The sequence below is a fragment of the Campylobacter sp. CCS1377 genome, from assembly GCF_040008265.1.
Taxonomy (GTDB): Bacteria; Campylobacterota; Campylobacteria; order Campylobacterales; family Campylobacteraceae; genus Campylobacter_D.
Genome location: NZ_CP155620.1, coordinates 1,138,186 through 1,160,345 on the forward strand (window position 1 = coordinate 1,138,186; position 22,160 = coordinate 1,160,345).

Below are 22,160 nucleotides of genomic sequence, written 5' to 3' on the forward strand. Positions count from 1 at the left end.
CTTAAAAAATATCCATAAATTTACCATAAATAAAATATAATTTCGAAAATTTTCACTCTAAAATTAGGAACACTTATGCGCATTTGTTTATTTTTGTTTATTTTTATCAATTTTTTATTTGCAAATCCTCTTAGTTTAGAGCAAGCCTTTAAGCATACTTATAATTTTAATTCTCAAGGCGTTAGCGTTAAAATCACACTAGGAAAAGATATCTATCTTTATCAAAAGGAATTAAAAATACTCTTAGCAAATCAAGATATTACAGATTTAATCTCTTTGCCAAAAGCTATCAATAAAAACGGTGAAAAAGTTTTTTATCATCAGCTTAACTTATCTTTACCTAAAATTTTACTCGAGCACGAAATGCAAGATAAAGCCTTGCTGGATATTTATTTTCAAGGATGTTCCGAGCAAGGATTATGTTATAAACCTCAAATTTTACATTTTGAAATTCAAAAAAATCAGCAAAATTATGAAATAAAACCAGCAACCCAAAATATCCAAACCAATGTAAGCGAAGAACAAAACATTGCTAATAATATGGAGAAAAAATCCTTTATTTTAGTTTTACTTAGTTTTTTTGGATACGGTTTATTACTATCCTTAACGCCTTGTACTTTGCCAATGATCCCCATTTTATCCTCTTTAATCCTATCAAAAAGCACATATAAGCCTTCTAAAAAATACGCTTTATGGTTGTGTTTTATCTATGTATTTTTTATGTCTTTAGCCTATGGAGTAGCTGGTGTTATAGCAAGTTTTTTAGGTGCAAGCTTACAAGGTTTATTGCAAAAACCTTTGGTTTTGATCATTTTTGCTTTAATTTTTGTGTTATTATCGCTTTCATTGTTTGGACTTTTTAGACTCGAATTGCCTTTGAAATTCCAAAATTTTATACAGAAAAAAAGCAATAAAGGCAAAGGTGTTTTAGGGGTTGCTTCAATGGGTTTTTTATCTGCTTTAATTGTAGGTCCTTGTGTCGCCGCTCCTTTGGCTGGAGCTTTGATTTATATCGCAAATTCAAAAGATGCATTGCTGGGTGGATTAGCACTTTTTACTATGAGTTTTGGCATGGGTTTGCCTTTATTTTTAGTAGGTTTTGGAGTAAGTTTTTTAAAAGCTGGAATTTGGATGCAAAAAATTCAATTTTTCTTCGCTTTTTTAATGCTTGCAATGGCTCTTTGGATACTCTCTCGCATTCTTGACGCTTCTTTAATATTGATAGGATTTGGTATATTGGGAGTATTTTTTAGTGTATTTATGGGACTTTTTGATAATGACTTGGGGGTTTTAAATAAAATCAAAAAAGCTTGTTTGATTTTAATTTTAAGTTATAGTTTAGCCTTATTTTTAGGAGGTTTATTTGGAGGAAAATACTTCTTAAAACCCTTTAATATAACCTCAACCATAGAAAACAAAAATTTAAATTTCAACCATATAACAAAACTTAGTGACTTAAAAAATATCATTAATGATAACGAAAAAGTTTTAGTCTATTTTACGGCTTCATGGTGTGAAAATTGCAAGCTTTTAGATGAATATGCTTTTAGCAATGAAAAAGTTCAAGAAAAACTTAAAAATTACACACTCATTAAGGTTGATGTAAGTCAAAATAATGAAGAACAAATTAAAATAATGAAAGAATTTAGCGTATTTGGACCACCAGTTTTGATCTTCCTTGATAATCAAAAAGAAAATTTAAAAATCACAGGTTACATAAATACTAATGATTTATTGCAAAGGTTAGATCAATGAAAATTCAAAGCTTGCAAATAGGGCAAGTTAAAAATTACACTCATTTTAAAAGTGGCTTTATTAAGGATATATATTTAAATTCTGCTAAGGTTGAAATTTCAGGAATTGTTGATGATGGAATTGCAGATTTAAAACACCACGGCGGAAAAGATAAGGCGATTTTTGCTAATTCTTGTCAGAATTACATTTTATGGGAAAATTTTCTTAATAAAAAGTTAAATTTTGGCACAATGGGAGAAAATTTAAGTATTGACAATTTACATGAAAGCAATGTTTGTATAGGTGATATTCACAAAATTGGAGATACGATTTTACAAGTGAGCGAACCAAGAAAACCTTGTGTAAAAATTTCACTTGTGCATGATAATAAAAATTTTACTCGCGAAATTTTCAAAAGTGGTTTGAGCGGTTGGTATTACAAAGTGTTACAAAAAGGAACAATAAACTTAGGAGATGGAATAAAAATTTTACAAAAAGATTCAGCAAATTTAAGTGTGCTAGAACTCAATAAGCTTTTTTATCAACCCAAAGAAAATCTTACCATATTTAACAAACTTCTTGCTTGCAAAAATATTAACAAAAATTGGATTGAAAGCATAGAAAAAAGATTAAATCAAACTTATGATGATGAATATATGAGAAAATTATAATTTTTATTTAAGCTTTTCTTGACAAAATTTAAATTTTTAAAATTTCGCTTAAAAAAGGATTTATAAATGCAAAGACAAACATGGAGCAATACCCTAACCTATATCCTAACTGTCGCCGGAGCAACCATAGGATTTGGTGCAACTTGGCGTTTTCCTTATTTAGTAGGAGAAAATGGCGGTGGGGCCTATGTATTAGTTTTTTGCATTGCGATGATTTGCATAGGAATTCCTGTTATTTTGGTTGAAAATGTCATAGGAAGACGGGCGATGAAAAATAGTGTCGATGCCTTTAAAGGAAAATGGCAAGGCGTTGGCTATATGGGACTTTTGGGCAGTTTTGGAATTATGGCTTATTATATGGTGCTTGGCGGCTATGTGTTGGTTTATATTTTTGGCTTATTATTTGGAAATTTTGACCTCTCAAGTCCTGTGAGCAAAGAATACACCAATTCTTTTTATACGCAAAATATAGAGCACAATGCCCTATTTGTAGGAATTTTTACAAGTATTTTTGTGATTATCAACTGGATCATACTAAAAAAAGGCATAATTGATGGCATAGAAAAATCTGTGAAATTCTTAATGCCTATGCTTTTTTTATGCCTTATCATTGTTGTGATGCGTAATATCACTTTAGATGGAGCAATAGAAGGAGTTAAGTTTTATTTAAACCCTAATTTTAAGAAAATCACCCCTAAACTTTTTATTGATGTTTTAGGACAAGTGTTTTTTGCGCTTTCTTTGGGATTTGGCGTGATGATCACCCTTTCTTCTCACCTCAATAAAAAAGAAAATTTAATCAAAACTGCAACTTATACCGGAATTTTAAACACAGTTATCGCTGTGATGGCAGGTTTTATGATATTTCCAGCACTTTTTTCAGCTGGACTTGAACCCGATAAAGGACCATCTTTGGTTTTTGAAACCTTACCTATAGCCTTTTCGCATATTCATTTTGGCGGACTTATTTGTGCTTTATTTTTCATGCTTTTACTCATTGCAGCACTAACTACAAGCTTGCCAATCTATCAAGTTATCATTAGCGTTTTAGAGGAAAAATTCAAGCTTTCTAAAAATTTAGCCATTAATCTTACTCTAGGAACAATTTTCATCTTAGGAAATCTACCTTGCATCTTAACCTATGGGCCGTTAAGAGATGTAACTTTGATTCGAGGTAAAAATATTTTTGATAGTTTTGATTTTATTAGTGGAAATATTTTATTTGTTTTAACAGCATTTTTGTGCTGCATTTATGTGGGCTGGATACTTAAAAAAGATGCCATTAAAGAACTTTCAAATAATGGAAAAATTAAAAGTATATGGATAAATATTTGGTATCACTATGTTAAATTTGTAGTACCTATTATTATTTTAGTTATCTTTTATTTTGGAATTTTTTAATTTTTCATCTTTAACTATAATGATTGGGAATAAAAACCTGCAAGCAATATAGAAATACTTAATGAATACTTAACGGCTATATAATATTACTTATACTCAGCGATAGCTTTGATGTACATGCAAATAGGGTAGTTGGAAAAATAAATGCTTTAAAATTGCTCTATTTTAGATTAAATTTAGATACAAAATCTCTTTACAATACTTTCATAAGCTTTCAAAATCATTCTTGGCATATAAAAAATGAAATTTCAAACATAAAAAGCGATGATATCTCTTGCGTTTGGCTTAGAAGATCTTTTGTTGAATTAAGCTTAGAGGAAAAAGAAAGTAAAGAAAAAGATATTGACTTTAAAATTTGGCGCAATGAATTTAACGCCACTCTTTTAGGTCTTTTTCATTCTTTAAAAGATCTACCTTGGCTAAATCCTATTTCACACGCTTTTAAAGGCGATAATAAATATTATCAAATGAGTTTAGCAAAACAACTGGGTTTAAAAATACCAAAAACTATTGTAAGTAATGAAAAAGAAAAACTACTTCAATTTTGCAAAATATGTAAATCAGATGTGATTTTTAAATCAAGAAATTTACAAATTAGACCAAGATTAAGCCAAAGGCATATATGCCAATCGTATTAATAATACACATTTAAAAAACTTTGCTTTAAAAGGTGAAAATCCCATTATGCTGCAAGAATATATTAAAAAATCCTTTGAAGTGCGCTATACGGTGGTTGGCAAAGAGCATTTTGCATGCAAGATAGATTCGCAAAAATCTAAAATCGCTTGTGAAGATTGACGAAGGTATGATCTAGGCAAAACACCACATTTAGCTCTAACTCCGCCACAAGATATCAAAGAAAAAGTTGAAAAATTACTACAAATTATGAATTTAGAATATGGGGCACTTGATTTTATAGTAAATTTGCAAAATGAATGGATTTTTTTAGAAATTAATTATAGCGGACAGTGGCTATGGATAGAAGATTTATCGGGATTAAAAATTAGCGATGGTATAGTAAATTGGATAAAGAAAAATATCAAATTTAATACTTAAAATCACAAAAATTTAGCAACGCATATAAAAAGCGTTGCCATGATTATTTAAAAGTCGTTCCACCATCAACGATGAAAGTATGACCTGTTACCCAGCTTGCTTTGCTTGAGCAAAGAAAAAGACAAGCACCAGCTAGATCTTCAGGCTGTCCCATACGATTTAAAGGGCTTAAATTTATCGTAGCCTGTTTAACTTCTTCATAATTTGTAAAAGCTCTCAAAGCATCAGTTTCAATCGGCCCACCACTTACTACATTCACACGGATATTTTTCTCTCCAAGCTCCGTTGCTGCATATCTTGCCATAGCTTCCACTGCAGCTTTTGCTGTGCCATGCCCTGCGTAATTTTCTATATAAACTAAATTTCCAGTAGATGAGATGGAAATAATGCTTCCACCCCCTACTTTTTCCATTCTTTTGGCTGCTTCTTGAGCTCCTACAACAAAGGCATTTACTGTAGCTGTGAAAATATTATTAATCCCTTTTGGTTTTAATTTCATAAATTTAGTATAACCACCCACAACCGCACGGCCTGAAATAATAGCGTTTGAGATAAAATAATCAATCCTATCAAAATCAGCATCGATTTTTTCAAAAAGCTCTTTATAATTTTCTGGTTCTAAAATATTAAATTCATAGGCTCTTGCTTTGATTTTATAGTTATTTTCTAAATCTTTAATCATTTCATTAGCAATTTCTGCATTAGAATTATAAGTAAAAGCTATATTTGCACCCACTTTTGCAAATTCATAAACTATAGCCTTGCCAATTCCACGCGTTCCACCGCTAATAACTAGAGTTTTTCCTTGAAATTCTGTATTCATTAAAATCCTTTAATATTATATTTTTTCATCACCGCTTCAATTTTAGCGAAATTTTCCTTACTTGGAGGGCATAAAGGTAAGCGGTATTCTAAAGTCGGTATTAAACCCGCAATAAACATAGCTGCTTTAATAGGAATAGGATTACCCTCACAAAATAAAATTTTATTGATATTATAAAGCTCATCGTTGATTTTTTTAGCTTCTTTGTAATTCCCCTCTAAAGCCAAGTGGGTTAATTCACTAATCATATCCGGCAATAAATTCGAAGTTACTGAAATCACTCCCTTTCCACCATTAGAAAGCACTGGATAATTGATCGCATCATCGCCAGAAATCAAAACCATTCTTGGCTCATGTGCGAGTAAATCAACACTTCTGTCTATATTTCCGCTTGCTTCTTTTACCCCATAAATATTTTTACAATCTCTAAAAAGCTTGATAATGGTTTCAGTTGCAATCTCACAACCCGTTCTTCCTGGCACATTATATAAAAGCACCGGAATATCCACACTTCGCGCAATTTCTTTATAGTGTAAATAAAGTCCTTCTTGAGATGGTTTATTATAATAAGGCGCCACGCTCAAAATTCCATCAGCACCATGTTCTTGTGCAAATTTTGCCAGACCCACTGCTTCATGGGTTGCATTACTTCCTGCTCCGGCTAAAACCTTTACTTTAGTATTTTTACAAGCTTCTACTGCTATTTCTATACAAATTCTATGCTCTTCATGTGTCAAGGTTGCACTTTCACCTGTTGTACCTACAGGAACAATGGCATCAATGCCATTTTTAATTTGTCTTTGTATGAGTTTATAATAGCACTCCTCGTCTAAATTTCCATTTTTAAAAGGAGTGATAAGTGCCGTCATTGCTCCAATAATAGTATGATTATCCATTCTTAATCCTTTTTTAAAATTACAGTGATTGAATTTTGCTTAGTAAAGTATTTTTTAGCGCATTTTATCAAATCTTGCATTTGTAATTTTTGCACCCTATCTTCATACTCTAAAAGTGGCCTTAAATCACCCTTAGCAAGATAGGAACCATAAGTATTTGAAACCGCACTAGCCGTATCAAGAGAAAAAATAAAATCACTTTTTATATTATTTTTAACCTTTTGCAAATCTTGCTGCGAAATTTTAGCATCTTTTATATCTTGAAGAATTTTCCAAATTTCTTCTTCTACAATTTCAGCTTTAATTTTTGGATTGCAATTAAAAATAAGTATAAACAAATTTTCATCAATAGAGTCATTTGCAAAAGAATAATAATCATTAATCAAATTAAGCCTATCAATTAAAATTTCATTAATCAAAGAACTCTTGCCACTTCCTAAAAGCTCTCCTAAAACATTTAAAGCGCTCATATCTTTGTGCTTAAAATCAGGAATTTTAAAACCAATCGCCAAAAGCTCTGTATCGGTTTTTTTCTTTAAGTAAATACGCTTTGCCCCTTCTTGTTTTGGCTCTTTGGTATGAATTTTAGGAATAGCTCTTGTGTTTTTAATTTTTTCAAAATGTTTCCTTGAAAGCTCGAAAACTTCTTTACTTTCGATATCTCCACTCACTACCAAAATAGCATTTTTTGGTTGATAATAAATACTATGAAATTCTTTAATATCCTCAATACTCCAATTTTCTATATCCTTAAAAAAACCTATTGGTGTCCAATGATAAGGATGATACATAAAAGCATGATTAAAAAGTCTAAAATACAAATATCCCAAAGGATTATTATCTGTTCTCCACCTGCGCTCTTCCAAAACCACAGCTCGTTCTGGCTGAAATTCCTCATCTTTTAAATTTAAATTTGCCATAAGCTCAGCAAAAAGCTCTAAAGCTTTATCTAAATTTTTCTTAGAGCATTTTATATAATAATGCGTATAATCAAAACCCGTGCTAGCATTATCAACCCCGCCAAAGCCCTTTACTATCTCATCAAATTCACCTGCTTTTAAATTTTTGGTGCTTTTAAAATTTAAATGTTCAAGCATATGAGCTATGCCACTTTTCCCCATAACTTCATTTCTTGAACCTACTTTATAAAAAATATCAACACTAATCACATCGCTATTTTTATTGATAGGCAAAGCATAAACTTCAAGTTTATTTTTTAAACTGATATTCTTATAATTTATCATTTAACATTAACTCCCACTGCTTGGCTAATATGCAAAAATCCATCTTGCTTTAAAAGCTCTATAAGACCTTCATTGATATTTTTAACCAAAGAAGGACCTTTAAAAATCAAAGCCGTATAAACCTGTATTAAATTCGCTCCATTTTTAATACGATCATATGCAAGCTCGGCACTATCTATCCCCCCACTTGCAATAAGCAAAGTCCTACCAAATAAAACCTTAGCCAGCTCCTTAAAGAAAATTCCACTTTTTTCTGTAATAAGCCTTCCGCTAATGCCACCAAAAGTGCGATTATTATCAAGTAAAGAATAATCCACGCTCGTATTGGCTATGATAAGGCCATTAGCGCTAGAATTTATAGCTACCTCACACAAAGAAAGTGCCGCATCTACACTCATATCAGGAGCTATTTTTAACAAGATGGGTTTTTGAGTGATTTCTCTGGCTTTATTAAAAAGTTCTTTAATAAAATCTTCACTTTGCAAAGCTCTTAAATTTTTAGTATTTGGCGATGAAATATTCACAACAAAATAATCACATAAATTTTCAAACTCTTTTAATAAAATTAAATAATCCTCCAAAGCTTGTTCATTAGGAGTGATCTTATTTTTTCCTATATTTGCGGCCAAAGGGACGGCAAAGGGATAAATTTGAGTTAGACGAGAAGCGATTTTTTGAGCACCTTCATTATTAAAACCCATAGCATTTTGTATACTTTCTTGCTTTATAAGACGGAAAAGCCTTGGTTTTTCATTGCCCTCCTGAGCCTTGGGTGTAAAAGTACCAAATTCTAAAAAGCCAAAACCAAGTGCTGCTAGAGGGCGTATCATAGTAGCATTTTTATCAAAGCCACCTGCTAAGCCCACAGGATTATGAAAATCAAGTCCTAATAAATTTTGCTTTAAACTCTCATCATTAACGATATATTGATGTGCTAAAAAACTTAAAGCTCCAGGAAAAACAGCATTTAAAGTCCTTAAACTATGCTCGGCTAGCCAATGAGCATTTTCAGGATCTAATTTAAATAAAAGGGGTTTAATCTGTTCATAAGACAACATTGACATCCTTAATTTTTGTAAAATATTAGCAAAATAACTTTTATTTATGCTTTAAACTCTTTTCTTTGAATTTTTTATACAATTCACATTCTTTCATTAGCTGAGCGTCTTTGCCTATTGCTAAAACCTTTCCTTGATCTATAACTGCGATTTTATCAGCATTTTCTATAGTGCTTAAGCGGTGTGCGATCACCAAAATCAGCCTATCTTGCTTTAAATTTTCTATAGTTTTAACAATGGTTTTTTCACTCTCATTATCAAGTGCCGAAGTTGCCTCATCAAAAATAAGTAAATCAGGATTTTTATATAAAGCTCTAGCGATAGCAATGCGTTGCTTTTGACCCCCACTTAAATTTTTACCGTGTTCTTTTACCTCTGTATAAATTCCACCCATTGCTTCAACAAATTCATAAGCATTGGCTAACTTTAAGACCTTAATGATTTTTTCTTCATCTAATTCTTCACTATAAGCTATATTTTGAGCAAAACTATCATTAAAAAGATAAATATTTTGTGTTACGAGTCCTATTTTATCACGCAAACTTTGAATATTAAATTCGCTAATATCTAAACCATTAAATAAAATTTGACCCTTTTGTTTTTCGTAAAAATACATCAAAAGATTGATAATAGATGATTTTCCGCTCCCGCTTGTTCCAACAAGTGCAAGCATTTGCCCATTTTGAAAGTCAAAATTAATGCCATTTAAAACATTTTTATGTGGATTTTCATAAGAAAAATATACATCTTGAAATTCTATGTGATCGATTTTTTTAAGCTCTTTATCTCCGCCTTTAATTTGCGGTTCTAGATCAAGTAAATAAAAAGTCCTTTCACTTGCCACTATAGCGCCTTGCAATTTACCATAAAGCGAAGAAAGTCTTTTTAAGGGTGTGTAAATCGCAAAAAGCGCGGTAATAAAAGCAAAAAAACTCCCCACACTCATCGTTCCATGAATAACTTCACGCCCACCTATAATAATCACTGCAGCCACCCCAAGAGAACCAATAATTTCCATCAAAGGACTAATGAGGGCATCAACGCGAGTGGATTTTAAATTAAGGCGACAAAGCTCATCATTTTGCTTGGCAAATTTACCACTTTCTTTTTTTTCACTATTACTTGCTCTAATAAGCTCGATATTTGAAAAAATCTCACTGAGTCTTGAAAGCAAATCTGAATTTGTTTCTTGAATACTTTTTGCATATTTTTTGAGTTTTCTTGCAAACCATACCAAAGGAAAAATCGCACAAGGAAGTACCACTAAAGCGAAAAAAGCAAGTTTTGGACTTTGATAAAGTACAACCGCCAACAATCCAACAATGGTTAAAAATTCTCTAAAAAAATCAGGAATGATATTTGATACTATGCTTTGAAGGGCGTTAATATCATTAGTGCAACGGCTTATAAGCTCTCCATTTCTATTGCGTTTAAAAAAATCCATATCAAGTCTTAAAAGATTTGTCAAAACCTTAAAACGCAAAATTCTTAGCGTATCTGTGCCAATAAAACTTAAATAATAAGTTTGCAAATAAAAGCCCAAATTTTTTAAAATATAAATTATTACCAACAAAAAAGGCAAAGTATAAAGCAAAGCTTCGTTTTTTTCTACAAAAATATAGTCCAAAATAGGCTTTAAAGACGCAAAACTTCCTGCAGTTCCAACGCTAGTAAGCATCATTCCAAAAATAGCAATGGCAAATTCTTTTTTGTATTTTTTATAAAAGGGTTTAAAGCGGATTAAAACATCTTTTAAACTCATTTGTTTATGCATTATTTTTTTCCCAAATAGTGCCTTGTGGGGTATCTAAAAGCACGATATTCATTTGCGCTAACTCAGCTCTGATTTTATCTGCTGTGCTAAAATCTTTCATTTTTTTAGCTTCATTTCTTTCTTGAATTTTTTGCATTATTAATTCTTTTTGTTCCCTACTCACACCAAATTGAAAATATTCGTTCCACGCTAAAAAGCCAAAACCAAAAAGCAAGGCAAGTTCTTCTAAACCCTGTTTTAAATCAAGTTTTAAAGAAATATTTTTAGGCTCTTTGTCAAGTTCTAAATTTGCTTCTACGATAAACTCATCTAAAGTTGCTAAGGCCTTTGAGATATTTAATTCATCGCTTAAATCTTTTAAAGCCCTATTTGCAACCTCGCTTTCAAAAGAATAAATTTTATTTTTATCAAAATCACTAAATTCTTTCAAATCAAGTCTTTGTTTAAGACGATAAAATTTATCCAATCTTTTTTTACTCAAAGCTAAATCTTCTAAAGAATAATTAAAATGAGCCCTATAATGCGAACTTTGCAAATAAAATCTTAAAAGTTCGGGATGAAATTCATTCAGCGCGTCTTTAATGAAAAAACTATTATTTAAACTTTTACTCATTTTTTCACCATTAATATTTACAAAACCATTGTGCAGCCAATAACTTGCAAGCTCATAATTGTTCGCACATCGGCACTGCGAAGCTTCATTTTCATGATGAGGAAAAAGCAAATCAATACCCCCAGCATGAATATCCAAACCTTCGTTAAAAAGCGAATTTATCATCGCAACACATTCAGTATGCCACCCTGGTCTTCCTTTGCCAAAAGGCGCATCGTAAAAGTTTTCATCAAATTTCCATAACACAAAATCGCTTTCATTTTTCTTTGCTACCTCATTTTCAAGCCTTGTGATATTTTGCTCTAAACCTCTTTTGGATAAAGACAAATAAGACTTGTCTTTGCTCGTATCAAAATACACCCCATCTTCTAAAACATAAGCAAAACCTTGCTTTTGTAAATGAGCAATCAAAGAAATCATCTCTCTAATAAAATGCGTCGCTCTTGGCTTAAAATCAGGATCTAAAACATTTAAAGCCTTCATATCTCTTTCATAAGCAGCGATATAAAAATCAGTCAGCTCACTTAAATTTCTACCACTTTCTTTCATTTTTTTTAAAATTTTATCATCGATATCGGTATAGTTTCTAGCAAATTTAACCCTAAAACCAAGCGCTATAAAAACACGGTGTAATAAATCAAAGCACACGCTACTTCTTGCATGTCCCAAATGAGCATCATCGTAAGTTGTAGGACCACAAAGATAAATGCAAACTTCATTTTCTTTTTTTGGAATAAAATCTAATTTTTCCTTCTTAACACTATCAAATAATTTCATCATCAAAACAACCCTAATATAAATTGATAAATATTATTAAAAAATAAAACAATATAAACTTTGAATTCTAGCAAAATTAAAGTAAAAATTCCTAACACAAGGATATTAAAAACAAAAAATCTAGGCGAAAATAAAAGTAAAAATTTACGAAAACCAAATTCTTTGATATTGGCAAAAAGCAGATAAAAAGCAGATAAAGATGAAGATAAAGCCACTCCTAAAACCTTAAAATAATCTTCTTTTATAAGATAAATACATAATAAAGAAAAAACAACACTGATAAATAAGGCGATAAACGCCATTTTGGCGGCAAGTTTTTGTTTAAATTTAGCATAAAGCCAAAGGGAAAATAATTTTTGCAAACCAAAAGGCAAAAGTCCTATTAAATAAGCAATTAACACATAAGCGGTAATCACACTGTCTTGATGAGTAAAATTTCCATGTTCAAATAAAAGTTTTGAAATTTCTACTGAAAAAATAATGCCTACAATACTAGATATTAACAACAAAAAAGCCAAAAGCTCAAAAGCTTTTTTCATAAAATTTAAAGCTTGCTCTTCTTCGTTGAGTTTTAAATGCTTTAAAATTTTAGGAAAAGAAACCTGAGTTAAAGCAATGGCAAAAAGTGCTAGAGGAAGCTGAAAAACACGGTTAGCATAATAAAGATAAGAAATACTACCTGTAATTAAAAAACTCGCTATTGTAGTATCTAACAAAGAGCTAATCTGCGTTGCAGAAGAGCCTAAAACTCCGTGAAAAAAATTACCATAAAAACGATCCAGTTTAACCTTAGCTCTTTTGAGCTTAATACTTGCAAACATTGCTTTGATAGTTTTGTTATTTTTCAAGGCAAAAATATGCAAGATAAGTTGAGCTACACCACTTAAAACCGTAGCGTAAGAAAAATAATACATCGTTGTAGCTGGATCATTTTTATCCACAAAAAACGCAGCAATTACAATGCATAAATTAAACAAAGAAGCCGAAAAGGAAGTAATAAAGAATTTTTGCTTGTAATTTAAAATAGCCCCTAAAAAAGTTACGATAAAAATAAAAAATAAATACCAAAAATTTATCGCCACCAAAGGAGATGCTAAAGCTATAGTTTTAGCATCAAAACCAAAGGCAAAAATTTTAGTAAAAAAAGATGAAAAAAAGCTTACTAAAAGACAAAGCAAAAATACAATTAAAGTAAAATGACTAAAAACCACAACACAAAATGCACCTTTTTGCTTCGAATTAGCAAAATTAGGCAAAAAGCTTTGTCCAAAAGCCCCTTCAGCAAAAATCCTTCTAAAAAAAGCAGGCATTTTTAAAGCTACAAAAAAAATATCACTATAAAGCCCAGCTCCCAAAAACAAAGCCAAAAGCATATCTCTAGCTAAACCTAAAATTCTAGAAAATAAAATCCCCAAAGCATTGACAATAAAATTTTTAAAAATTATATTTTTTTTATTCATTTTTTCTCTTGAAAAGTTGTATTTTTGAAGTTTGGAGTTTTATTTTAACTAATTTTGATTAAAATTCGATTATAATTAGCTTTTTAATTTAATAACACAAGGAGCTTTAAGGATGAATGATGACTTAATTATCACCCAAACCAATCACCCTTATAAAGAACTTCTTAATGTTGCCTCAAGAACTTCACTGGAGGTGACAAATTTAGATTTTAATATACTTTATTTTTCTACCCTTTATTCTATTGATAATACGGAATGGCAAAGACTTAACGAGAAAGATTTAAATATTTTTGATCAAGATGAAATATTTTTAAACCCAAATTTAAAAATCACCCAAGAATATAAAATTGAAATTTTTCAAAAAAAAGAAAATACTTTGGAAGATAAAATTAAACTCATTGCCAATAAAAATCTCACAAAAATCATTGCTAATATTGATGCAAAAAATTTGGAATATCACGAAAAATTACCTATGCAGATGCTTCAAACCATCTATAAAAAATTGCTTAAAAATAACCTATTTATAGGAATTCGAATTTTTGATTTTAAAAAACAATTACTTTTAATAAATAAACAAATTCAAAACAAAAAACAACAAGAATTTCAATTGATTGTATGTAAAGGAGTGAATGCAATTTTTCCACAAAACGAAACATTAGAACTAACTTATAAAGAAAAATTAAAAAATAGCCCCTTGACTCAAAATACCCCTATTATTGCCATTAATGAAGGTGAAATTGCGCTTAGGCATCTTAAAGCAAAACAAGGTCGAAGAGGAAGGGATTTGCATTTAAATTTTATCGAAATCAAAGAAGAAGAGAAAAAGAAAAAAATTCACTTCTCCTGCTCGGATAAATTTGAATTAAGAGAAAAAGAATTTGCTGATGAATATATCGCTAAACAAAAAGGTTACATAATACAAAACGGTGATAAATTCGATATAGCTAATGTAGCTGAATTTAATACAGTGGATTTAAAAAATGTAGGTTGTATCAATGTGGGAATTGATAGCAAAATTACCATTAATATTAAAAATCTTTCTGAATTAGACGATGCTGTAAAATCAGGAGTTAGCATAAAATGCGAAGAATTAAATATTGACGGAAGCGTCGCGCAAAATACGATCTTAAACGCCAAAAAACTTGCCCTTAGAGGTACAACCCATACTCAAACTAAAATTTTTGCAAAAGATGCAAAAATCAACACACATAGAGGTTATTTTGAAGGGGAAAATGTTGAAATAGACTTATTGGAAAATGGACATATTAAAGCCAAAACCGTTAAAATAAACAAAAGCCTTGGAGGCACTATAGAAGCGGAAAATATTTTTATTACTACCTTAATGAGTAACAATACGATTGCTTTCAACAAAAGTGTTATTTTTGAAATTTGCGAAGGCAATAATAATAAATTTTTAGCACAAATTTCAAAAAATGAAGTGGATTTTGAAGAACAATTAAATCAACTCACTAAACAAATTCATGAATTAAATTTAGAATTAGAACCTTTGAAAACAAGTATGCAAAATAGCAAAGAGGGTATAAATTTACTCTTAAATGAAATTGATAATTTTAAGCAAAATAAACAACAAATTCCTGCAAGTTATCTTGAAAAAGTTAAAGAATACCAAAATCATTTAGAATTTTACGAAAATTTAAACCAGAAAGAAAAAGATCTAACTTTAGAAAAAAGAGAAATTTTAGACAAAATTGAGCTTGCACAAGAAGAACTTTTTAAAGCAAAAATCATCAATAAAAAAGGGGTTTGGACTGATATGAATGAAATTAAATTTAAATTCATTTATCCCAAACAAGAACTTTTGCATTCAACACTGCTTGATGAACACACTAAGGTTTTTACCTTAAGAACAACTGTCGAAAACAACGAAGAAGTCGCAAAAATCGACAGATTGGATGAATACAACGAAAAGGATTTAGAATGATTGTTGCAATCGAAGGAATGATTACACAAAAAGAACCTACTTTTATTACCATTAAAACAAATTCGGGTTTAAGTTATGGAATTTATGTTTCCTTATTTTGTAGCGCAAAATTGCAAAAAAATGAAAAAATAGAACTTTTTATTTCTCAAATCATCAAAGAAGATTCAAATAAATTTTATGGTTTTTTGGATAAAAATGAGCAAAAAATGTTTGAATTATTGTTAAAAATCAACGGTATAGGAGCAACAACCGCAATGGCAATTTGTTCCAGTCTTGATGTAAATTCTTTTTACAAAGCTTTGCAACTTAATGACGAAAATGTCTTTAAAAAAATCCCTGGAATTGGGCCAAAAAGTGCAAAACGCATCATTGTGGAATTAAGTGATAATAAAATTCTACTAGAAAATACTCAAGATGATAGTAAAAGTCAGGCTCTTGCTGCTCTTATTTCGCTTGGCTTTAAGCAAGATAAAGCTTTGCAAGCTCTAAGTCAATGCCAAAGCAATGAGACAAGCGAGCTAATCAAAGAAGCATTAAAAAAACTTTCATAAGGATAAAAATGATTTACGCAATAATTTTTGGAGCAAATTCATACGAACACGAAATCAGTATAGTGAGTGCTATTGTTTTAAAAAAAGTTTTAAAAGCAAAACTTTTATTTATTTTTTGTGATAAAAATAGAGATTTTTATCTTATTGATAATGCAAAAATGAATGCTAAAACCTTTAGTTCTTTAGCTTATAAAAAAGAAAAAAGGTTAATTTTAAAACAAGGTGGATTTTACGAAAAAACCTTATTTTCAGACAAAAAGATAGAATGTGATTGCTGTATCAATCTCGTGCATGGAAAAGACGGAGAAGATGGGAAAATAGCAGCTTTATTTGATTTTTTTAATATTGAATACATAGGCCCAAGACTCGAAGCAAGCGTTATTTCATACAATAAAGAATTTACAAAACTTTACGCACAAAAAGTTGGTGTTAAAACCTTACCATATAAAATATTAAAAAACTACGACGCCACTTCTTTATTAAGCCCATTAGATTATCCTTGCATTTTTAAGCCCACAAGACTGGGTAGTAGCATAGGCATACAAATTTTAAGCGAAGCGAGTCAATTAGATTATTCTTTGGATGTGGCATTCGAATTTGATGACGAACTTTTAGTAGAACCTTTTATAGACAATATCAAAGAGTATAATCTAGCAGGTTGTATGATTAAAGATGAATTTGTTTTTTCTATCATTGAAGAGCCAAATAAAAATAAATTTTTAGATTTTGAGCAAAAATATCTTTGTTTTAGTTCTCATTCAGAAGTACAAGAAGCAGATTTAAGCGAAGAATTAAAGGAAAAATTAAAAGAAAATTTCAAAAAAATTTATAATCCTTTATTTAAAGGCGCATTGATTCGCTGTGATTTTTTCATACATAATGATGAAATTTACCTTAATGAAATCAATCCAAATCCCGGATCTTTAGCAAATTATTTATTTAAAGATTTTTCTTCAATCATTCAAAATTTTGCACAAAATCTACCACATGAAAAGCAAATTAATATAAATTATAGCTTTTTACACTCCATCAATGGACAAAAAGGGAAATTATAAGTTTTTTTAAGTCTTAATACGCTAAATTTTACATAAAATTTAGCGTATTTAAGGAAACAAAATTTTATGTTATCTTTCAGTCAAGATGAAATTTATACTGCTACTGAAGTAGTGCGTAATTTTAGCCCCATAGTTGAAAAAGTCAAAAAAAGTCCTAGCGGAAAAATAGTGATTTTAAAAAACAATAAATTTGAAGCCGTATTGCTTAGTATGCAAGAATTTGAGCGTTTGCAAAATGCCGTGCAGCTTTTAGAAAGCATTTATAAAAATCAAAAGGCTTAAAAATGGCACTTACCACACTTGCTTATAATAATAAAAATTATCAAATTTCTTATGAGCTCATCAACAACAATCAAATAAAAAGCATCTTAGTTTTGCATGGTTGGGGCGCTAATAAAGAATTAATGAAGCAAACTTTTTCTAAAGTCTTAAAAGACTTTAACCAAATTTATCTTGATCTTCCAGGATTTGGAAATTCAACCATTGAAGAAATTTTAAACAGTAAAGATTATGCAAATATCGTCCTTTCTTTTTTAAAAAATAAAAACCTACATCCAGATATTTTTATGGGGCATTCTTTTGGTGGCAAAATTTGCACTTTACTTTTAAATAAAAATATTTACCCAAGCTCTTTACTCATTTTACTTTCCAGTGCAGGTATAGTAGCGAAAAAATCTTTTAAAACTCGTTGTAAGATTAAGCTTTTTAAAATACTTAAAAAACTAGGTTTTGCTCATCTTTATAAATATTTTGCCAGTAAAGACGGGGCAAATCTAAGTCCTTTAATGTATGAAACTTTTAAAAAAGTTGTAGATGAAAATTGTGAGTTAGATTTTGCTAAAATTCAAAATCCAACTTTGATTTTTTGGGGCATAGAAGATAAAGCAACTCCTCTTGAAAGCGGGAAAAAAATTTACAAACTTATCCCCCACAGTCAATTTTTTACTTTTGAAGGAGATCATTTTTTCTTTCTGCAAAATGCCCAAAAAATCACTCAAATCATAAGGAATAACCATGCTAAATAATTTAATATTTTTTATCAACACTCTTTTGATTAATTTCTGTCTAGGATTTTACCTCATTAGTGCATTGCAATGGTATTCTTATAAGATTAATCGCGTATTGTTTCATTTTGCTAAACCTTTATGGCATATTTATTTTATTCTTATTCCTTTAATTGCTTTTTGGTTTCTTGGAAAATATTTTTTAATTTTTGCCATTTTTAATCTTGTCGCCTTGTATTTATGGTATAAAAAGCTAGATAAAAAACTTGTTTTCACCGCTAAAATTAAAAAATTTTTTGCAATATTAAGTTTTCTTAGTATTGTTTTTGGGATTTTATCTCTGTATAATTTATATAATTTATCTCCACTGGCCTTGTTTTTTAGTCTGATAATTCTATCTGCTTATGAAAAATACAGAAATAATCTTTTCTATCAACAAGCAAAAAATAAAATTCAAAATATGAAAGATCTTAAAATCATTCTTATTACGGCAAGTTTTGGAAAAACAAGCATTAAAAATTTCTTATATGAGCTCATAAAAGAAGATTATAAAAGCTATAAAACACCAAGAAGCGTTAATACTCTTATGGGTATCATACAAGATATTAATGATAATGTACAAGCTGATACGCAAATTTATATTGCCGAGGCAGGTGCTAGAGAAAAAGGAGACATTTTACAAATTACCGAGCTTTTAAATCCTCATATTTGTATCATTGGAGAGATAGGGAATGCACATTTAGAGTATTTTAAAAATATAGAAAATACTAGAAACACAAAGCTAGAAGCATTGAATTCAAACAGATTGCAAAAGGCTTTTTTGCATAGTAGCACACTTAAAGAAGATAGTGAAAGTCAAATTATTTACGATAAAAAACTACTGCAAAGCTCACAAAGCCTTGAGGGTATAGAATTTGAACTTTTATTAAATGATTCTAAGCAGCATTTTAAAAGTCCGCTATTGGGAATTTTTAATGCACAAAATTTAGCTGCATGTATCCAATGTGCTTTATATTTAAATATAAATTTAGAAAAAATTCAACAAAGAATATCCCAACTTAAAGCTGTAGAACATCGCTTGCAAATCATATCCAAGGAGCCAAAATTTATTATTGATGATGGTTTCAATGGAAATTTTCAAGGAATGAGCCAAAGTTATAGACTTTGCAAAAACTACAAAGGACGCAAAGTTTTAGTAACTCCTGGAATTTTAGAAGTAAGTGAGGAAGAAAATCAAAAACTTGCTGATATTATAAATGAATGTTTTGATTTTGTCATTATCACAAGCCAAAGTAACACAAATGTATTAGATCGACATATTGTTTTGGAAAAAATCATCATCAAAGATAAAACTGAATTGGTTTCTGTCTTGAGTAAATATACCAAAAATGGTGACTTAATATTATTTTCCAATGATGCACCCAGCTTTTTATGATTATAAAATTCACATACAATTCACACAAAAAGAATAAAATCTAAAGAAAACAAGGAAATATCGTTGAATAAAAAAAATTTTTCTATTTTACTCTTAAGTCTTTTACTTGCAAATTTACTAAAAGCTGATATTATTGTATCGCCAGATTCTTTACCTACAACCATTAAGGCTTTCCTCGAAGAACATTTCAAGCAAGTTTCTATAGGTATAGTTCAGCAGGATAAAAATTCTTATGAAGTATATTTAAGTGATGGAACAGAACTTGAATTTGATATTGATGGACTATGGAAAGAAATTGAAAGCAAACACAAAGCTTTAAGTTTCAAAATACTACCAACGCATATTGCCTCAATTATTACAAACAGATATCCTCAAGCTTTTTTAATAGAAATTGAAAGAAAAATTAATCATTATAAAATTAAACTCTCAAATGGCTTGGAACTTTACATCGATAATAATGGGACAATAATTCAAGAAAGATACGATGATTAAAAACCTCTGCTAAAACAAAGGTTTTTTGTAGTTAAGTTAAAGAACTTGAAAATTTTATTTTTTAAGTTCTTTGATACGAGCAGCTTTACCGCGTCTATCTCTAAGATAAAATAATCTTGCACGACGAACGCGACCTCTTCTTAAAAGAGTAATACTTTCTAAACTCTCGCTATAAATAGGGAAGATTCTCTCAACTCCAACATTATTAGCGCCAATTTTACGAACAATAAAAGTCTCTCCAACACCTGTTCCTCTACGCGCAATACAAATACCTTCAAAATTTTGAATTCTCGTTTTATCCCCTTCTTTAATGCGGATAGCAAGTCTTATGGTATCTCCCGCACGAAAATCAGGAACACTTTTACCTTCCATTTGCTTAGCTTCAAACTGCTCTATGTATTTATTTCTCATTGTTTTTCCTCAATTTGCGTTCATGCTTTAAATATAGATCAGGACGAAAAAATTTCGTTTTGCAAGACGCCAAAATAAATTTTAAAGATGTGATTTTAGCATGATTACCCTTTAAAAACTCTGAAGGTGCATATTTTTTTTTATTTTTTGCAATAAATTCGTAAGGCTTGGAAAATGAAGGAGCTTCAAGTAAATTTTCTTCAAAACTCTCTTCCTCTAAACTCTGAGGATTTCCCAAGACTCCTGTTATATTACGAGCAATGGCATCGCACATTACCAAAGCGGGTAATTCTCCACCTGTTAAAACAAAATCTCCTATACTAAAAACCTCATTCGCAAAATTTTCAATAACCCTCTCATCTATCCCCTCATATCTTCCACATACAAAACAAATGTGCTTTTTTTTACTTAATCTTTTAGCATCTATTTGATTAAAAGTCTTAGCACTGGGAGTTAAAAAAACAAAATGAATGTCTTTATCTTGAATTTGAAGCTCATTTAAAGCGTCAAAAAGAGGCTGTGCCTGCATCAACAGTCCTGCTCCACCACCTATTTTATAATCATCAACTTTTTTATAAATATTGGTAGAATATAATCTTGGATTAATAAAAGCAATATCGATATATCGCTTCTCGATTGCTCTAGCAAGTATAGACTCACTAAAATAAAATTTAACAAGATCTGGAAATAAAGTAACAAAACTAATTTTCATGAATTTTCTAAAATCAAAAAAGCATTTTGAGTATAAATACACTTACAATTAATATCGATGTTTTTTACATAATAATCATTATAAGGAATATAAAATTCATGACTTAAGTTTTCTAATTTTTCATCAGTTTGAATACAAAATAAATATCCTTTTCCAATTTCAAGTATATCTATTACCTTGCCTAATTTTTTTTCATCTTCAATAATATCGCAATCCAAAATATCAAAATAAAAATATTCATCTTTTTTTAATTTACAAGTTTTACGAGTATTTTCAATACTTTGAAAAAGTGTTAAATTTGTAAGTTTTTTAGCCAATTCTATACTTTCATAATTCTCAAATAAAACCAAAGAATTCTTCAAATCTGTATTTTTAATTTTATAAATATTTCTCCTATGATCAAAAAACTCGGCTCCTTTTTTAAACTGCTCTATAAAATCACTAACACTATGTAATTTTACAAAACCTTTTAAACCTGAAGTTTTTCCAAGTTTTGCAACTTGGACTAAACTTGTTTCATTTTTATTCAATAGTTTTTATACTCACACGATAAGAGGTTGAATCTTTGACCTTGCAAGCCAATATAACGGTTTTAATTGCACTAATCATTTTTCCATTTTTTCCTATTAATCTTCCTGCGTCAATTTTATCTGCAAAAATAATAATTTCAGAAAAATTCTCACCCAAATTATTTCTTTGAATTTGAATTTTATCAGGATACTCCGCGATTAACTTTGCATATTCTTTTAAAAATTTTTCAACCATTTTTGTTATTTACTAGTAATTGAAGCAACTTTATCGCTAAGTTTAGCACCTACGCTTTTCCAATAGGCCAAACGCTCAGCATCAAATTTAATCATCTCTGGTTCTGACATAGGATTATAATACCCAATACTTTCGATCCAACCACCATCACGGCGTTTTCTACTATCTGTTACAACTATGCGATAAAATGGTCTTTTTTTACGACCCATTCTCGTAAGTCTCACTACTGTCATTTTTATCTCCTTGTAAAAAATTAAATTTTAGCTATGGATATTCTTTAATACCC

Annotated in this window: 24 protein-coding genes; 12 read left to right on the plus strand and 12 right to left on the minus strand. The window is 30.0% G+C overall.

The window, feature by feature from the left end; all coding sequences use genetic code 11:
- The first annotated feature begins 75 nt into the window (after positions 1 to 75).
- The 5 genes from AAH949_RS05750 to AAH949_RS05770 all read left to right on the plus strand — a co-directional run bounded on the left by AAH949_RS05750 (position 76) and on the right by AAH949_RS05770 (position 4,862).
- Complete coding sequence (locus AAH949_RS05750; RefSeq protein WP_348518200.1) at positions 76 to 1,755, plus strand: protein-disulfide reductase DsbD; 1,680 nt, start codon at positions 76 to 78, stop codon at positions 1,753 to 1,755.
- Positions 1,752 to 2,405, plus strand: a complete 654-nt coding sequence (locus AAH949_RS05755; protein ID WP_134238897.1) for an MOSC domain-containing protein — start codon at positions 1,752 to 1,754, stop codon at positions 2,403 to 2,405. Before AAH949_RS05750 ends, AAH949_RS05755 begins: the two co-directional genes overlap by 4 nt.
- 66 nt (positions 2,406 to 2,471) lie before the next feature.
- The gene (locus AAH949_RS05760) at positions 2,472 to 3,806 is read left to right on the plus strand and encodes a sodium-dependent transporter (protein WP_348518201.1); all 1,335 of its coding nucleotides are present in this window, start codon (positions 2,472 to 2,474) and stop codon (positions 3,804 to 3,806) included.
- Positions 3,807 to 3,946: 140 nt separating this feature from the next.
- Positions 3,947 to 4,444, plus strand: coding sequence for an MvdC/MvdD family ATP grasp protein (locus AAH949_RS05765; RefSeq protein WP_348519136.1), 498 nt, complete (start codon positions 3,947 to 3,949; stop codon positions 4,442 to 4,444).
- 247 nt (positions 4,445 to 4,691) lie between these two features.
- Positions 4,692 to 4,862, plus strand: coding sequence for a hypothetical protein (locus tag AAH949_RS05770; protein ID WP_166739672.1), 171 nt, complete (start codon positions 4,692 to 4,694; stop codon positions 4,860 to 4,862).
- A 43-nt stretch (positions 4,863 to 4,905) separates the two neighbouring features.
- Here AAH949_RS05770 and AAH949_RS05775 read toward each other — a convergent pair whose 3' ends face one another.
- The 7 genes from AAH949_RS05775 to murJ are packed head-to-tail and all read right to left on the minus strand — an operon-like array spanning position 4,906 to position 13,507.
- Positions 4,906 to 5,685 (minus strand): enoyl-ACP reductase, encoded by a 780-nt coding sequence (locus tag AAH949_RS05775; protein ID WP_134238893.1) that lies wholly within the window; start codon positions 5,683 to 5,685, stop codon positions 4,906 to 4,908.
- Positions 5,685 to 6,581 (minus strand): 4-hydroxy-tetrahydrodipicolinate synthase, encoded by an 897-nt coding sequence (gene dapA / locus AAH949_RS05780; protein WP_348518202.1) that lies wholly within the window; start codon positions 6,579 to 6,581, stop codon positions 5,685 to 5,687. The genes AAH949_RS05775 and dapA overlap by 1 nt, the downstream gene beginning before the upstream one ends.
- A gap of 2 nt (positions 6,582 to 6,583) precedes the next feature.
- Positions 6,584 to 7,825 carry a pitrilysin family protein gene (locus tag AAH949_RS05785; RefSeq protein ID WP_348518203.1) on the minus strand — a complete coding sequence of 414 codons (1,242 nt, stop codon included), beginning with the start codon at positions 7,823 to 7,825 and terminating at the stop codon, positions 6,584 to 6,586.
- Positions 7,822 to 8,880 (minus strand): quinone-dependent dihydroorotate dehydrogenase, encoded by a 1,059-nt coding sequence (locus AAH949_RS05790; RefSeq protein WP_348519137.1) that lies wholly within the window; start codon positions 8,878 to 8,880, stop codon positions 7,822 to 7,824. The genes AAH949_RS05785 and AAH949_RS05790 overlap by 4 nt, the downstream gene beginning before the upstream one ends.
- 43 nt (positions 8,881 to 8,923) lie before the next feature.
- Positions 8,924 to 10,657: an ABC transporter ATP-binding protein gene (locus tag AAH949_RS05795; protein WP_348518204.1), complete on the minus strand. Its 1,734-nt coding sequence runs from the start codon at positions 10,655 to 10,657 to the stop codon at positions 8,924 to 8,926.
- Entirely contained in the window at positions 10,650 to 12,047 is a 1,398-nt protein-coding gene (gene cysS, locus AAH949_RS05800) for a cysteine--tRNA ligase (protein WP_348519138.1), read from the minus strand. The genes AAH949_RS05795 and cysS overlap by 8 nt, the downstream gene beginning before the upstream one ends.
- 2 nt (positions 12,048 to 12,049) lie before the next feature.
- Positions 12,050 to 13,507: a murein biosynthesis integral membrane protein MurJ gene (gene murJ / locus AAH949_RS05805; protein WP_348518205.1), complete on the minus strand. Its 1,458-nt coding sequence runs from the start codon at positions 13,505 to 13,507 to the stop codon at positions 12,050 to 12,052.
- A gap of 112 nt (positions 13,508 to 13,619) precedes the next feature.
- Between murJ and AAH949_RS05810 the strand changes: the two genes are divergently transcribed.
- From AAH949_RS05810 to AAH949_RS05840, 7 genes are all read left to right on the plus strand, one after another.
- Positions 13,620 to 15,449, plus strand: coding sequence for a DUF342 domain-containing protein (locus AAH949_RS05810; protein WP_348518206.1), 1,830 nt, complete (start codon positions 13,620 to 13,622; stop codon positions 15,447 to 15,449).
- The gene (gene ruvA, locus AAH949_RS05815) at positions 15,446 to 16,000 is read left to right on the plus strand and encodes a Holliday junction branch migration protein RuvA (protein ID WP_348518207.1); all 555 of its coding nucleotides are present in this window, start codon (positions 15,446 to 15,448) and stop codon (positions 15,998 to 16,000) included. The genes AAH949_RS05810 and ruvA overlap by 4 nt, the downstream gene beginning before the upstream one ends.
- A gap of 8 nt (positions 16,001 to 16,008) precedes the next feature.
- A complete protein-coding gene (locus AAH949_RS05820; protein ID WP_348518208.1) occupies positions 16,009 to 17,055 on the plus strand; it encodes a D-alanine--D-alanine ligase in 1,047 nt (348 codons plus the stop codon).
- A 66-nt stretch (positions 17,056 to 17,121) separates the two neighbouring features.
- Positions 17,122 to 17,337, plus strand: a complete 216-nt coding sequence (locus tag AAH949_RS05825; protein ID WP_134238884.1) for a type II toxin-antitoxin system Phd/YefM family antitoxin — start codon at positions 17,122 to 17,124, stop codon at positions 17,335 to 17,337.
- Positions 17,338 to 17,339: 2 nt separating this feature from the next.
- On the plus strand, positions 17,340 to 18,080 hold the full coding sequence (locus tag AAH949_RS05830; RefSeq protein ID WP_348518209.1) for an alpha/beta hydrolase: 741 nt from the start codon (positions 17,340 to 17,342) through the stop codon (positions 18,078 to 18,080).
- Positions 18,070 to 19,494, plus strand: a complete 1,425-nt coding sequence (murF, locus tag AAH949_RS05835) for a UDP-N-acetylmuramoyl-tripeptide--D-alanyl-D-alanine ligase (protein WP_348518210.1) — start codon at positions 18,070 to 18,072, stop codon at positions 19,492 to 19,494. The genes AAH949_RS05830 and murF overlap by 11 nt, the downstream gene beginning before the upstream one ends.
- Positions 19,495 to 19,557: 63 nt before the next feature.
- Positions 19,558 to 19,986, plus strand: a complete 429-nt coding sequence (locus tag AAH949_RS05840; RefSeq protein ID WP_243832609.1) for a PepSY-like domain-containing protein — start codon at positions 19,558 to 19,560, stop codon at positions 19,984 to 19,986.
- A 54-nt stretch (positions 19,987 to 20,040) separates the two neighbouring features.
- Here the strand turns inward: AAH949_RS05840 and rplS are convergent, their stop codons facing one another.
- The 5 genes from rplS to rpsP are packed head-to-tail and all read right to left on the minus strand — an operon-like array spanning position 20,041 to position 22,107.
- Complete coding sequence (gene rplS / locus AAH949_RS05845; RefSeq protein ID WP_134238881.1) at positions 20,041 to 20,397, minus strand: 50S ribosomal protein L19; 357 nt, start codon at positions 20,395 to 20,397, stop codon at positions 20,041 to 20,043.
- A complete protein-coding gene (gene trmD, locus AAH949_RS05850; protein ID WP_134238880.1) occupies positions 20,387 to 21,109 on the minus strand; it encodes a tRNA (guanosine(37)-N1)-methyltransferase TrmD in 723 nt (240 codons plus the stop codon). Before trmD ends, rplS begins: the two co-directional genes overlap by 11 nt.
- Positions 21,106 to 21,639 carry a ribosome maturation factor RimM gene (gene rimM / locus AAH949_RS05855; RefSeq protein WP_134238879.1) on the minus strand — a complete coding sequence of 178 codons (534 nt, stop codon included), beginning with the start codon at positions 21,637 to 21,639 and terminating at the stop codon, positions 21,106 to 21,108. Before rimM ends, trmD begins: the two co-directional genes overlap by 4 nt.
- Positions 21,632 to 21,874, minus strand: a complete 243-nt coding sequence (locus AAH949_RS05860) for a KH domain-containing protein (RefSeq protein ID WP_348518211.1) — start codon at positions 21,872 to 21,874, stop codon at positions 21,632 to 21,634. Before AAH949_RS05860 ends, rimM begins: the two co-directional genes overlap by 8 nt.
- Positions 21,875 to 21,879: 5 nt before the next feature.
- Positions 21,880 to 22,107 (minus strand): 30S ribosomal protein S16, encoded by a 228-nt coding sequence (rpsP, locus tag AAH949_RS05865; RefSeq protein ID WP_134238877.1) that lies wholly within the window; start codon positions 22,105 to 22,107, stop codon positions 21,880 to 21,882.
- Between the last annotated feature and the right edge of the window lie 53 nt (positions 22,108 to 22,160).